This is a genomic window from Psychrobacter sp. AOP7-B1-25 (assembly GCF_052376195.1).
Taxonomy (GTDB): Bacteria; Pseudomonadota; Gammaproteobacteria; order Pseudomonadales; family Moraxellaceae; genus Psychrobacter.
On the sequence record NZ_JBQSVK010000008.1, the window covers coordinates 99,274 to 113,049 of the forward strand.

12 protein-coding genes and 1 pseudogene are annotated in these 13,776 nt (G+C 41.5%); 11 read left to right on the forward strand and 2 right to left on the reverse strand.

Features of this window, described 5'->3' with window-relative positions; genetic code table 11:
* The first annotated feature begins 146 nt into the window (after positions 1-146).
* The 11 genes from ACT3QR_RS08500 (at position 147) to radA (ending at position 10,923) form a co-directional block, all read left to right on the forward strand.
* Complete coding sequence (locus tag ACT3QR_RS08500; RefSeq protein WP_444520914.1) at positions 147-767, forward strand: 6-pyruvoyl trahydropterin synthase family protein; 621 nt, start codon at positions 147-149, stop codon at positions 765-767.
* Positions 767-1,297, forward strand: a complete 531-nt coding sequence (tsaE, locus tag ACT3QR_RS08505) for a tRNA (adenosine(37)-N6)-threonylcarbamoyltransferase complex ATPase subunit type 1 TsaE (RefSeq protein WP_444520915.1) — start codon at positions 767-769, stop codon at positions 1,295-1,297. The genes ACT3QR_RS08500 and tsaE overlap by 1 nt, the downstream gene beginning before the upstream one ends.
* A 41-nt stretch (positions 1,298-1,338) precedes the next feature.
* The gene (gene mutL / locus ACT3QR_RS08510) at positions 1,339-3,081 is read left to right on the forward strand and encodes a DNA mismatch repair endonuclease MutL (protein WP_444520916.1); all 1,743 of its coding nucleotides are present in this window, start codon (positions 1,339-1,341) and stop codon (positions 3,079-3,081) included.
* Between the two features lie 73 nt (positions 3,082-3,154).
* Positions 3,155-4,321, forward strand: a complete 1,167-nt coding sequence (miaA, locus tag ACT3QR_RS08515) for a tRNA (adenosine(37)-N6)-dimethylallyltransferase MiaA (RefSeq protein ID WP_444520917.1) — start codon at positions 3,155-3,157, stop codon at positions 4,319-4,321.
* Between the two features lie 326 nt (positions 4,322-4,647).
* Positions 4,648-5,175, forward strand: coding sequence for an RNA chaperone Hfq (hfq, locus tag ACT3QR_RS08520; protein ID WP_444520918.1), 528 nt, complete (start codon positions 4,648-4,650; stop codon positions 5,173-5,175).
* Positions 5,176-5,388: 213 nt separating this feature from the next.
* On the forward strand, positions 5,389-6,381 hold the full coding sequence (locus ACT3QR_RS08525; RefSeq protein ID WP_444520919.1) for a KpsF/GutQ family sugar-phosphate isomerase: 993 nt from the start codon (positions 5,389-5,391) through the stop codon (positions 6,379-6,381).
* A 77-nt stretch (positions 6,382-6,458) separates the two neighbouring features.
* Positions 6,459-7,025, forward strand: coding sequence for a KdsC family phosphatase (locus ACT3QR_RS08530; protein WP_444520955.1), 567 nt, complete (start codon positions 6,459-6,461; stop codon positions 7,023-7,025).
* Positions 7,022-7,606 carry an LPS export ABC transporter periplasmic protein LptC gene (lptC, locus tag ACT3QR_RS08535; RefSeq protein ID WP_444520920.1) on the forward strand — a complete coding sequence of 195 codons (585 nt, stop codon included), beginning with the start codon at positions 7,022-7,024 and terminating at the stop codon, positions 7,604-7,606. The genes ACT3QR_RS08530 and lptC overlap by 4 nt, the downstream gene beginning before the upstream one ends.
* Before the next feature lie 88 nt (positions 7,607-7,694).
* On the forward strand, positions 7,695-8,252 hold the full coding sequence (gene lptA / locus ACT3QR_RS08540) for a lipopolysaccharide transport periplasmic protein LptA (protein ID WP_444520921.1): 558 nt from the start codon (positions 7,695-7,697) through the stop codon (positions 8,250-8,252).
* Positions 8,253-8,395: 143 nt separating this feature from the next.
* Positions 8,396-9,106, forward strand: coding sequence for an LPS export ABC transporter ATP-binding protein (gene lptB, locus ACT3QR_RS08545; RefSeq protein WP_444520956.1), 711 nt, complete (start codon positions 8,396-8,398; stop codon positions 9,104-9,106).
* 377 nt (positions 9,107-9,483) lie between these two features.
* Positions 9,484-10,923, forward strand: coding sequence for a DNA repair protein RadA (radA, locus tag ACT3QR_RS08550; protein WP_444520922.1), 1,440 nt, complete (start codon positions 9,484-9,486; stop codon positions 10,921-10,923).
* 162 nt (positions 10,924-11,085) lie between these two features.
* Here the strand turns inward: radA and ACT3QR_RS08555 are convergent.
* Together ACT3QR_RS08555 and rodA are read right to left on the reverse strand one after the other, a co-directional pair.
* Positions 11,086-11,427, reverse strand: a pseudogene (locus tag ACT3QR_RS08555) (septal ring lytic transglycosylase RlpA family protein); the annotation flags it as partial.
* Between the two features lie 947 nt (positions 11,428-12,374).
* Positions 12,375-13,517, reverse strand: coding sequence for a rod shape-determining protein RodA (rodA, locus tag ACT3QR_RS08560; protein ID WP_444520923.1), 1,143 nt, complete (start codon positions 13,515-13,517; stop codon positions 12,375-12,377).
* Positions 13,518-13,776 lie beyond the last annotated feature (259 nt).

The following is a 13,776-nucleotide window of genomic DNA, read 5'->3' on the forward strand; positions in this document are numbered from 1 at the left end:
GTTCAATCAATCATTGTATTAATAAGTGCTTACTTACGGATACATAGCGATTTGCTATAATAGATCATAAACCGACTCATAAACGCGGTAAACTCTTATTTATTAACATTTAGCACCATAGTGCTTGCTGTTTTGGTCAAATTATTATGCGTATTCGTAAACTATTTAAATTTGAAAATGCTCATATCGTTCGTAACTGTAGCTCTGAGCGTTGTAAGCACTCGATTCATGGTCACAGTTATCAGATTGAGCTGATTTTAGAGGCCACTCGTTTAGACCATGGGCAAATGGTTTATGACTTTGGTCTGCTAAAATCTTCGATCAAAGATATTATTGATAGCTTCGATCATGCTATTTGCTTCTGGAACAAAGATGATCCTGAGTATGTCGCAGCGTGTAAGAAATTTAGCGCACGTTGGATAAGTTTGCCAGTTTCACCATCGGCAGAGCAGTTTTCACGAGTGATATTCTTTTGGGCGCAAGAAATACTGCGCCAGACACAAATGCAAAATGGTGAAGCAGATGTGAGCGTGTACTCAGTAATCGCCCACGAGACGGCGACAGGGTATGCACAGTGCTTTGCTGATGATGTTGCAAATGATCAAATGGGTAAACTGGCCTTAGAAGACTTTGAATTTAGTGAGCAAGTTCGCGCTGAGTGGACGGACTCTGAGCTGTATGCCAAGCTGATTCGCGGTGAAAGCTTTACCAATCCAACCGTGACCATGCAGGTACAAACAGAGCAAGTACAAGCAGGTTCAATCTGATGTGTGATGATCAATCTATAAAAAATGGTAAATACTTAAAGACTCTGACCCTAGCGTCTGAGAAAGATACTCAATCATTGGCTAAGCAATTAGCGTCATTGCCGCTGACAGGAAGTGTGTGGCTGGCAGGTGACTTGGGTGTGGGCAAAACCACGTTGACGCGTTACTGGTTACAAGCGCTTGGTCATTCAGGTGCAGTGAAAAGCCCAACCTATACCTTGGTTGAGCCTTATAGTATTCAGAAACAGGATGGGGCTATTAAGCCAGTCTATCATGCAGATTTATATCGTCTGCAAGATCCTGAAGAGCTGTCTTTTATAGGATTTGATGAGTATTTGGATGAGCCTGAAGCATTAGTCATTATTGAATGGGCGAGCCGGGCTGATAGCTATCTACCACCGCCCACGTTATTCATCGATATGACCCAGAGTGTAAGCGATGACAACGATAATGAAGCACGCCAAGTGCAGCTAATATTATCAAAATCAGGTCAAGCGCAAGGTTTGGACTTATCGCAGCTCACTATCTAAACCATATCAATTGTTATTCTTCTAAAATATGACATCTATCAATGCCAGATAATCATTCTAATACACGTATTAAAAAACTATCGCCACTTCTGATTAATCAATTAGCAGCAGGTGAAGTGGTGACACGTCCAGCAGCAGTGGTTAAAGAATTGCTTGAAAACGCCATTGATGCTGGTGCGACCAATATTGAGGTTCGCATTACTCAAGGCGGTATGGGCTTGATCGAAGTGGTGGATAATGGGGTCGGTATTCATCCTGATGATATGATCATGGCGATTACCCGTCATGCGACCAGTAAGGTTGCCGATGTTGCTAATTTGCATGGTATTACGACGTTGGGTTTTCGCGGTGAAGCGTTAGCGGCGATGGCTGCTGTCTCGCGTTTGTCCCTAACCAGTAGTCATGATGAGAGTGGTATAGGTCGTCAATTACAGGTCGCTGGCGTATTAGATGATACACCGAAACTGTTACCAGTTGTCCATAACCGCGGTACCACGATTGTTGTAAAAGATCTGTACTTTAACGTACCTGCCCGCCGTGGCAATTTGAAATCTATTGCCACTGAATTCGGTCATATCGAGACCATTGTTCGAGAAGTCGCACTGGCGCGTGCCGATGTTGCTTTGACACTTTTCCATGACAATAAACAGCGGCTATCATTATCTGCAAGTGCTACGGGTATTAATGATAACAATGACAGCCGCTTGTCACTGCCGCGTCTAGAACAAGCAACAGGTATGGCGTTGACAGATAATGCGTTAGCAATATCGATAGATTTGTCGAGTCTAGTACAGTCGTCTGTAGAGTACAGTGGCAATGTTAGTCAGGCAGTGGTTAGTGGCTGGTTATGGCCATCGCATTATGAAAAATCTGACTTACCAAAGCTGATTTATGTAAATGGCAGACTGGTAAAGGAAGCGTTGATTAGTAACCAAATACGCCAACTTGCACAAGATGCACAGCTGGCAGGTATGGGGTACGCGCTGTATTTTGATTTACCAACTCAATGGTTGAATATCAATGTACATCCATCTAAACAACGTATCAAAATCAGTCCATTGAACAATATTATGGCGCATTTAGGCCATACGATTCGCTCTCAGTTGAAAACAATCAATGCCCCCGTATCTGTATCAACGACAGACGCTGATAGTCAGTACATATCTTCGGAACGAGCAAATAACAATACTTCTGAAGGTTATCCGTCTGAAATGCCTATGTCCAGTAGTCAGCCTACCAATAATCAAAGGCAGCACAATAAAGTAGAAGCTACTAGACAGTCTTATCAGTCTACTGCAAGTCAAAAATCTTCAGGTAAGTCTTCATTGCAAGAATCGGTACAACCTTACATTAATGAGCAGGCAGGACAAAGTGATAGTAGCACCTCACATTCCTCTGTTGGAGCAGCCAATTCGGCATCCTTGCCAATTTGCTTAGATATAATCGATAGTATAGAAACTATTGATATTGACTCAAACGCAGATGATAAAAATCTACCTTGGCTGTTATTTTATCATCAAGGACAGTGTGTACTGATAAGTGCTAAAGATTGGCAGTTTAAAGTAAGCCAGTTGTTTGAACCACTTACCTCTAATCAGCAAGTATTCAAAAAAGATAAATTGCCAAGCAGCGCCACTGAGATTAATCAGCAACTTATAACCGTCAATATGCAAATGTCTGCGCAAGATTCAATGGTTTTTGCGAATGATCTTACTGAAATAATCACGAATTATGCTATCAAAGCGATGGATAGTCACTGTTTAGTAAAGCTAATGCTGTCTTGACTGTTTGAGAATAATGACAGCATTTAATAATAATTAAAACAACCGTTATCCATATATTATCAAAGGCCACTTTATGCAACATTCGTCTGATAGCCTACCTCACAAACTGACGAATAACAGCGTGGTTTGTCTTATGGCACCAACTGCTAGCGGCAAAACGTCACTGGCGTACGAGCTATACGATACTGGCCGTTTTGAATTAATTTCTGTGGACTCAGCGCTGATATATCGTGATATGAACATTGGCACAGCTAAGCCAACAGCAACTGAGCTGGCGCGTTATCCACATCATTTGGTTGATATTATCGATCCTATGCACAGCTATAGCGTGGCTGAGTTTGTTAGCGATGTTGCTCGTCTCATTGATGAGTGCCATCAAAAAGGAAAAACACCATTACTAGTTGGCGGTACCATGATGTATTACATGGCACTGCTCGATGGATTGTCTCCTGTGCCTGATAGCGATGATATTGTACGAGCGCGAGTAGAACAATGGCGTCAGGAGAAAGGTATTAGTGCTCTATATGACTACTTGGGTAGTATAGATCCTACAAGCCATGAGCGTTTGAACGCTACCGATACTCAACGTATCACGCGTGCGGTTGAAGTCTATCTGCAAACGGATATGCCAATAAGTGACTGGCAGCGCAAGCCAAAGCAAGCACTGGCACACAATCTAGAGCAGCAGTGGCATGCGCTATCGGTAATGCCAGATCGTCCATGGCTACATGATCGTATCGAACAACGCTTAGACATCATGTGGAATGAAGGGCTAGTGACTGAAGTCATTGACTTATTAAAAAAGTATCCGCTTACGCCTAATATGCCTTCGATGCGCTGTGTGGGTTACAGGCAAGTACTAGAATACTTGGTGCATATTGATCATCCGATACTTGATGAGAATCATCTGGATAAAAATCAATTTTATGAAGCTTTTGGAGCACATACAGCTGTCAACGGAGAAAAAGAAACCCCAGATAATATTACTCAGTCGGCCGCTCAATCGAACATAGCTAAACAAGAGACCGAGGTGCTTGCTTGTCAGGAAATGCAAAATAAGGCATTATATGCTACAAGACAACTAGCGAAACGTCAGTACACATGGCTGCGAAAGGTAATGCAATTGCCTAATACATCGTCAAGTAAGATCTCGCAATCTGAAAATAAAGCTGATACTAGCAGTCGTATGATATTACAAACGTTTGAAACGATGGCCGAAGCACGAGAGTATTTGTCTTAAAGTGGAATAATAGGTATCACAATTAGTTTCAAAAATCGGCATAAATAGCTGTTATAATTTAACTCGATGAGTTGAGTATTGTTATAACAGCTATTTATAGACTTTTGTATACAGAAAATATTGACGAAACAACTAGTTACTTAATTATTTACAATAATAACGTATTCGCGATAAAGTGGAATCACTTAAGAGCAACGAGTATTTATTTAGATACGTTTTATAAAGAAAACACCTTATTGTATCTACCTTTTAGCCATTATAATTAAATTGACACTTAAAATAATTGGCACTCAAAACATAATTATATAATATTTAGGAGAGATTTCATGTCAAAAGGACAAACTTTACAAGATCCATTCTTGAATTCGCTGCGCAAAGATCGCATTCCTGTTTCTATTTTTTTGGTCAATGGTATTAAACTACAAGGCCAAATTGAATCATTTGATCAATATGTTGTTCTCCTGAAAAACACAGTGAGCCAAATGGTATACAAACATGCCATCTCAACAGTAGTACCAGCACGTAACCCGCGTAGTAGTACGTCGACAGGTACCAGTGCTCAGCCTCAAAGTGCAGCACCAACTGGATATCAAGGTGGTGGATTTGAACGTGGTGGCAACCCTGCTGCTAGTGGTTTCGAAGAGCGTGGCTTTGCATCGAATCGTAGTGGATTTAACCGTGGTGGTTTTAGCCAAGGTCAAGATCGTGGCTTTGAACGTGGTAGTTTCGGCCAAGGTCAAGAGCGCGGGTTTGAGCGTGGGGGCTTTGGTCAAGACCGTGGTTTTGATGCTGCAACAGATAATATAGGTTTTGAAGATAAGCCAAACGATGGACCTAACGATAATAACAGCTAATTCGTTGCATTAATCGAGCATATTGTTTAGAGCCAAATTATTGAAGTATGATTTATCCGTTTAAAACCTGCTGATAATAGTGGGTTTTTTTTGTATAGATAGTAGTATTCTGTTTATTGATTGCAAAACACTATATTAATGTAGACCATTACTAATATGAAACGTAGTGTAGTAAAATAAACTATTGATTCATTATAAAAATAGAGCGGATTCATGAGTGATACCAAAAACAACTTAACCCATGAGCAATTTATTACGACTGCTATTGAGGCGATTAATACTGAGATATCTGCGTTGGCATTGCTAACAGAGCAGATTGACGACAGATTTGCACAGGCTTGTGACATCATCTTGACTTGTAAGGGTCGAGTAGTGGTCACAGGCATGGGTAAGTCTGGGCTAATTGGTCGTAAAATCGCAGCGACTTTCGCCTCAACTGGTACACCTGCTTTTTTTATGCATCCTGGCGAAGCAGGTCATGGCGACTTGGGAATGCTTGTGAAAGGTGATGTACTGCTTGCTATTTCAAACTCAGGTGAATCAGATGAAATCAAGATGCTACTACCAGTTGTCAAACATCTAAATATTCCACTCATCAGTATCAGTCGTGATAAGCGCGGTATGTTGCCACGAGCAGCTGACATTGTATTGACGCTTGGTCAGTCGCAAGAGGCTTGTCCGCTTAATCTAGCGCCTACTTCCAGTACGACGGCTACTTTAGCGCTCGGAGATGCGTTAGCAGTAGCTTTAGTACATGCACGCAATTTCACTTCTGAAGACTTTGCATTATCACATCCTGCTGGTGCCTTGGGTCGTCAGCTGTTAACGCGCGTCGAAGATTTAATGCATACCAAATCAGAAGATTTGCCTTTGATTCATCAGCAAGCTCCATTGCAACAAGCTTTGTTTACTATGTCTGCTGGTCGCTTGGGCATGACGGTAGTGACTGGTGATGACAATAAAGTCGTTGGTGTGTTCACAGATGGTGACTTGCGCCGAGGATTGGAAAAAGGCATCGATTTGCAAACGCCAATGCATGAAGTAATGGTCAGTAACCCACGCCATATCAGTAAAACAATGCGTGCGTCAGATGCGCTGAGTGTCATGAATGAGAGTGGTATCAGTCAGTTATTGATTATTGACGATGAAGATCGTTTAGAAGCTATTATTACCGTGCATGATTTGCTGCAAGCTGGTGTTAAATAAGGTTTGTGAGTTAGTATCGAAATAGTTAAGCTATATAGAGTACCTCTTCGAAAATAAATATTAAAAAGAGATGAATGATGCAAGACTTAATACAGAAAGCCGGACAAGTAAAATTATTGGTCATGGATGTCGATGGTATTTTATCCAATGGTCAAATTATCTATGATGCTAATGGCGTTGAGACCAAAGCATTCTCAGTACAGGATGGTGTAGGTGTTAAGTCTCTAGCGCGTTACGGTATTTTGACCGCCATTATTACGGGCCGTAGTAGTGCGATGGTAAATAAACGCGCAGCAGAAATGGGTGTTAACCATGTGGTGCAAGGACGCGATGATAAGTTAATCGCGCTAAATGAGCTGCTATCGTCTTTAGATCCTACGCTTAATATTACTGCTGCCGATTGTGCTTACATGGGTGATGATTTACCAGATATCAAGGCGATGCAAACAGTAGGGTTTGCAGCAACGGTACCTAACGCGCATGCTGAAGTTATTCAGCGTAGCGATATGGTAACGACTCGTGCTGGCGGTACTGGTGCAGTGCGCGAGATATGTGATCTTATCCTAAAAGGTCATGGACATTATCAAGACTTTATCGCGCATTATACGCTTGATGAGGCACAAAATCAGGATAAACAGTTGTGAATACACGTGTCTTGATTATATTAGCCTTAATTATTGCCGGTATCGCGGGTTGGTTTTTTCAACAACAAGGCGATGTAGCAGCGCCAGTCAACATTGAAACAACAGATGTCGATTACGAAGCCACCGATATCAAAGCCGTGCAGACAAACGAGCAAGGCGAAACCGAATATGAGCTTACAGCTGAGTCTTTGACCCATAATCCTGAGACCAATCAGGATGAAATGTCAGGTATTACTATGAATTGGGAACCGTCTGCAGAGCAACGTTATCGCATTCAGGCAGGCAGTGCAGCGATTAGTCAACAGACAGGAGAATTTAGCTTATCAGGTGGATTTACACTAGTAAGCGAAGGTAACCAAGATACTCCTGATATTGAACCGATAAAAGTAACTGGTAGCACGTTAAAGGGTAATACGAAGTCAGGTAAAGTGTATAGTGATGCACCTGTAAAAGTCGAACAAGGCATGAACCGGTTTGAAGCCTCTAGTATGACTGCCAATCTTGAAACGGGTGAGTATGAGTTTGGCCAAGTCGCTGTCGCTTTTTCTCCATCTGAACGCCAAGATCAAGCATTATTTTAATCGAAACCTTTCTTATTCACTGTGTTAAAAATAGCGGCTAGCATAAAGTTTGCAAATCCTACCACCTATTATGAAATGAGTTATTTATATGAAACTTAAATTTTTGCCTACTTTACGCGCATCATCAGTCTGCTTGCATAAGTTACATGCACTGCCAATGGTAATGTTGTTAGCGCTACCGCTTTATAGTCACGCACTGCCATCAGATTCTAATCAGCAGATTAAGTTGTTAGCGGATAAAGCTACTTATAGTGAGAGTACCGGTGTGACCAGTTATGCAGGTAATGTCATTATTACTCAAGGTACCTTTAAAATGACGGCCGACAACATCACGGTCAATCTTTCTCAGCAGCGTAGCATTAACTCAGCGGTAGCAACTGGCCGTCCCGCTACTATGCAGCAAATAGTCACGCAAGAAAAGGGTTTGGCAAAAGGCCAGGCTAATAAAATTGACTATAATGCGGTGTCTGGAATTATTACGCTAACTGGCAATGCTAAGCTGGTTCAGAACGGTGCAAGCTTTGCTGGTAATGTCATTCGTTATAGTCTAAAAGCAGGTGATGTTGAAGCGACCGCTGGTGGCAATCAGCGCGTTGAACTAGTATTCCCACCTAACAACGGCACAAACCAAAGCGGCGTGCGTTAATCCAAATAAATAGACTACGAATTAATAAGTCTGTCCTTAGCAATGCTTAAGTTGTGTGAAAGTAAGAGTAATTTATGAGCGAAGATAAAAATCTAGACCTATCGGCATCACATACCAACACGGCACCAGTTGCTCGATTGACTATGCAAAACCTAGGCAAGCGTTATGGCAAGCGTTGGGTGGTCAAAGATGTTTCGTTTTCTGTTGAGCAAGGACAAGTTGTAGGACTGTTAGGGCCTAACGGTGCTGGTAAAACGACTAGCTTTTATATGGTTGTGGGACTGGTTAATATGGATAAAGGTCGTGTTACTTTAGGTAAAATGGACTTATCTAAGTATGCTATGCACGAGCGTGCGCGTGCAGGTATCGGCTATTTACCGCAAGAAGCATCAATCTTCCGTAAGTTATCTATCGAAGATAATATCCTATCTATCTTACAGACTCGTACAGAATTAAGTAAAGCGGAACAGCAGCAAGAGCTTGAAAAGTTAATTGGCGAATTCCATTTAGAACATGTACGCAAGTCTCAGGGTATGAGCGTGTCAGGCGGTGAGCGTCGTCGCTGTGAGATTGCGCGAGCATTGGCAGCTGATCCTAAGTTTATCTTATTGGATGAGCCATTTGCAGGGGTAGACCCGATCTCGGTTGGCGACATTAAGGACGTTATTTTGACGTTAAAAAATCGCGGCATAGGTGTTCTAATAACCGATCATAATGTTCGAGATACACTAGCGATTTGTGAAAAGGCTTATATCGTATCAGAAGGCGCTATCATTGCAGAAGGCACTTCAGCTGAAGTGTTAGAAAATGACTTAGTAAAATCTGTTTATCTAGGCAAAGACTTTCAAGTATAAGTGAAAGCGTTAAATATTTTATCCTATAATCTATTTTATATGATCGTTTCACTATAAAACAAAGCACTAAAAGTAGAGTTATTCTGGTATTTATCTTCCTTACTTTTTTATATGTTCTATTTTCTAAACGCTGCGTAAAACGCATAGCAATAATTTTGTACTTTCTAATTAACTAATAGAGCTGGCTGAAATTACTCTTTATAGAACTTGTAAGCCAGTTACTACTTATATCTACAATTAACATCATCCTCTTTAAAGTACAGCTTACAAAATAATGGCTGGCTATCATAACAAATACTTCTGAATCAACGCTCACAAAGCGTGACAATACTTTCTTCATTATTCTCGATTGATCCTCTGAATAAGGCTTATAAGCTATGGCAAAAAATAAAACCAGCTATGTCTGTCAGCATTGCGGTGCGCATTTTGGTAAATGGGCAGGTCAGTGTACAGATTGTGGGGAATGGAATAGCTTGGTTGAAGCCCCAAATGTCAGTATGCCACATCATAACAAGAGTACTGCTAAGCCTAATAGTGCTCGAGCTGCTGCTCATAGTAGCAGTAGTGCGCCAGCTGGTAATTACTCTGGTACTCATAGCGCCGTTATGCCACTTAACGCAGTAAGCGTCACACTTGACACACGCCTACCAACTGGTATCAGTGAGTTTGATCGCGTACTCGGCGGTGGACTAGTGGCAGGTTCCGTAGTGTTAATCGGTGGTGATCCAGGTATTGGTAAGTCAACGATCTTGCTGCAAACGGCGACCAACATGGCACGGGCTGATTCATTGGCAGGCAGTGCGTTATACGTGACAGGTGAAGAGTCACTGGCACAGGTGGCTATGCGAGCCAAACGCTTAGACCTACCTGCTGATAGGCTACGTGTACTGGCCGAAACTAATGTAGAGACTATCTGTGCTGCATTGACGCAAGAGCAGCCAGCCATTGCGATTATTGATTCTATTCAGACGATTTATACGGATGCTATTAACTCTGCGCCAGGTGGTGTCAGTCAAATTAGAGAATCTGCTGCGATTTTGACGCGCTATGCTAAGCAAACAGGGACAGCGCTATTCTTAGTAGGACATGTAACCAAGGAAGGTACACTAGCGGGTCCGCGAGTATTAGAGCATATGGTTGATACGGTGCTTTATTTTGAAGGACAGTCTGACTCGCGTTTTCGTATGATTCGTGCGGTCAAGAATCGCTTTGGTGCGGTTAACGAACTGGGTATCTTTGGTATGACTGATATGGGGCTCAAAGAAGTTGCCAATCCATCAGCGATATTTTTAAGTCGTTATGACAAACCTGTTGCGGGTTCTGTGGTCATGGTTAGCCGTGAAGGTACAAGACCATTGTTAGTAGAAGTACAGGCCTTGGTAGATGATTCACAAGGTTCGCCTAGGAGGATGGCGCTGGGTCTGGATTTCCAGCGTTTATCTATGCTATTAGCAGTGATGCATCGTCATGGCGGGATACACACTAGTGGACAAGACGTCTATGTCAATGTGGTTGGTGGCGTAAAAGTTATAGAGACAGGATCTGATTTAGCTGTATTGCTGGCTTGTGCATCAAGTATCAAAGAGAGGGCGTTACCATCATCACTAGCCGTGTTTGGAGAGGTAGGTCTATCTGGTGAAATTCGTCCAGTACCTAATGGACAAGAACGTTTGAAAGAAGCAATGAAGCATGGGTTTAAGCATGCCATTATCCCAAAAGCCAATGCACCTGCTAAGGGAGCGCCTCAGTTTAAAGGTATCAATGTAATTGCGGTTGAGCGACTTGATGATGCTATTGAAAGCGCATTTGAATTATAAGATATATACAATTCATAGTGCTTGGTTTTAAGTAGTTAAGCCATTGCTATTAGTTTGGAGCAATAAATATAAACAACAAAAAACGCCTAACTAATTATTAGTTAGGCGTTTTTTGTTGTTTACGTTGGCAATGTTATCAGTCTCTAAAACCGATACTTGAAACTATGGTCCTGCAACGCGCTCAATAGAAACGTTGCCAACGCCTTTACTTGTAATACCAAGTTTTTTGGCAGCGCCATAGGATAGATCTAACACGCGGTTACCATGGAATGGGCCGCGATCGTTCACTTTTACGACGACCGTTTTACCGTTGGTTTTGTTAGTAACTTTGACATAGCAGTTTAGTGGCAATGAGCGATGCGCTGCAGTTAGAGCATTCATGTCAAAAGTTTCACCACTAGCAGTCTTGCGACCATGGAACTTACGACCATACCAAGAAGCAAGACCAGTCTGCTTGAATTTGCTTACTGAGTTAGAGGCCACAGCTGTTAGACGCTCTAGTACATCTTCATCATTAGTAACTTGGGTCGTATCATTAGCCAGTAATGAGCTACTGAGGGCTAATGAAGTAGGCTGACGGGCTGACTTGACTAAGCTTGATGCGCCATCGTGCTGACGGCTCAATTCACCAAGTACACGGTCGATGTGGGAGGCGTTATCTTGCGAAATCATAGCAAGTGTGGTTTTTGCTTCTGCAGCATTTGCATTGGTAGCGACTGCAGAGCCAGCAAACAACATTGCCGACATGGTAAGTAAACCAGATAAACGCTTATTCATAAATACCTCTATAACTTATACATCAAAATCTAACTCTAAATAACTTAGACTGAGCATAGCATCAACCTATTATTTTCATGTCGGTTAATAGATGGCTCTTATAAACATCAATGTATGGTAATTTTTCATTTCATTATCATCAGTGTTTAGCGAACATAATGGCTAGAGTGACTGACGATACGCTCAAATGATAGTTAGCGATAACTATTGAATACAGAGTCTAGAATAAAGACTGAGTGACAATATGACTATGTCGTATTTACATGATGTGCGATATACAAACTTCTTTAGAGTGCTACATTAATAGAAGGTTTAGAAAACATCGCGTATCGCTTTGTTATCAAACCGTTAATTAAGTAGTGTATTTGAAAGTCTGGAATCTACAAGATGTTAACTATACAGCTAAGCTACAACCTAAATATATTTGAATGAAATGTTTGTTAGTAGCTATGTACATGTTATGTATCAGAGTATAGTAAAATGAGGTTAACGCAATTTTTTGTAAAAAACAAGCAATAAAATCTTTCCGCATCTGTGGTTAGTTAACCAATATCAGAAATTATGCTCGTTTATCATCAGAATAATAGCGAGTAGAATGACTCATTATTTTAGGTTTGTAACTGTTATTGTTTCCTACACGAACATATATCATTTTTTATGAAGTCATAGGTAATCTAGCCAGATTTATGAGTATGAATAGACATAAGTAAGCCAAATCCTGCCATCAGAGTTACAATTGCCGTACCCCCATAACTAATGAATGGTAGTGGAACACCTACAACAGGTAAGATGCCGCCAACCATGCCGACGTTGACGAATATATAAACAAAGAAAGACATGGCGATAGCACCAGCTAACAACCTGCAATAGACATCAGGATGAGTGAAAGCAATATATAGAGCACGTGATAGAAGGCAAAAGTAGATAAACATTAGTAGCATCACGCCGAGTAAACCAAACTCCTCGGAGAAAGCAGCAATGATAAAATCAGTATGGCCTTCTGGTAGGAAGTGTAGATGTGATTGAGTGCCTTCTAGGTAGCCTTTTCCAGTGAGACCACCAGACCCGATGGCGGTTTTCGATTGAATGATGTTCCATCCCGCACCTTGTACATCTGCTTCAGGATTGAGGAGTGTCAATACCCGCGTACGCTGATAGTCGTGGAGTAAAAAATTCCAAGCGAAAGCTATAAAGGGTACAGCTAAGATTACAGCGGCAGAGATTAAACGCCACGAGAGGCCTGCTAAGAAAAGTACAAATATACCACTGGCAGCGACCAGTAGTGACGTACCAAGATCAGGCTCTTTAGCAATTAATAGCACAGGTACAATAATCAAAGCTAATGTGATAGCAATGCTAGACGCTGACGGTGGCAGATCACGCTTAGACAAAAACCAAGCACACATCATTGGCATGCCAAGTTTCATAAACTCCGAAGGCTGTACACTACCAAAACCAGGTAAGTTAATCCAGCGCTGAGCACCCATACGCACTTCACCAATAATATCTACCAATACTAATAGTATGAGTCCTAGGACATAAAATATAGGCGTAAAAGTACGATAGAGACTGGGCGGTATTTGGGCCATGGTAAACATCACAGCAAATGCCACACCGTAACTGACCATCTGGCGAATGACCATACCAATATCTTGGCTTGCAGCGCTATATAGTATCGTTAGACCAATACAACAAACTGTCAGTAGTAGTAAGGTTAACCATGGATCGATATGGATACGTTGCCATAGTGTCGGTGCATGACCTTGACCCAGATGATGGCTCTGACGTGAAAAACGATATTGCGGGCTAGAAGACATAGGCAGAGTTTGACATAACAATTGATGTAGGAAGGAAGTACTAACTAAATTTTCTCGTGATAAGCATAGAGTGAGATAAGCTTAAAAGTACCATTTCTAATAAAAGTACGCGAGCAATTGACAGTCAATTAATTGGCACATAAGTCATAAAGTCACTCAATTATAAAAGTTGTAAGGATAAGTGTTAATTATCAATATTGGACTTCAAATTAGAAGCGATAGTTTAGCCTGCTTGTCGAAAATTTGATAGTATCGATAA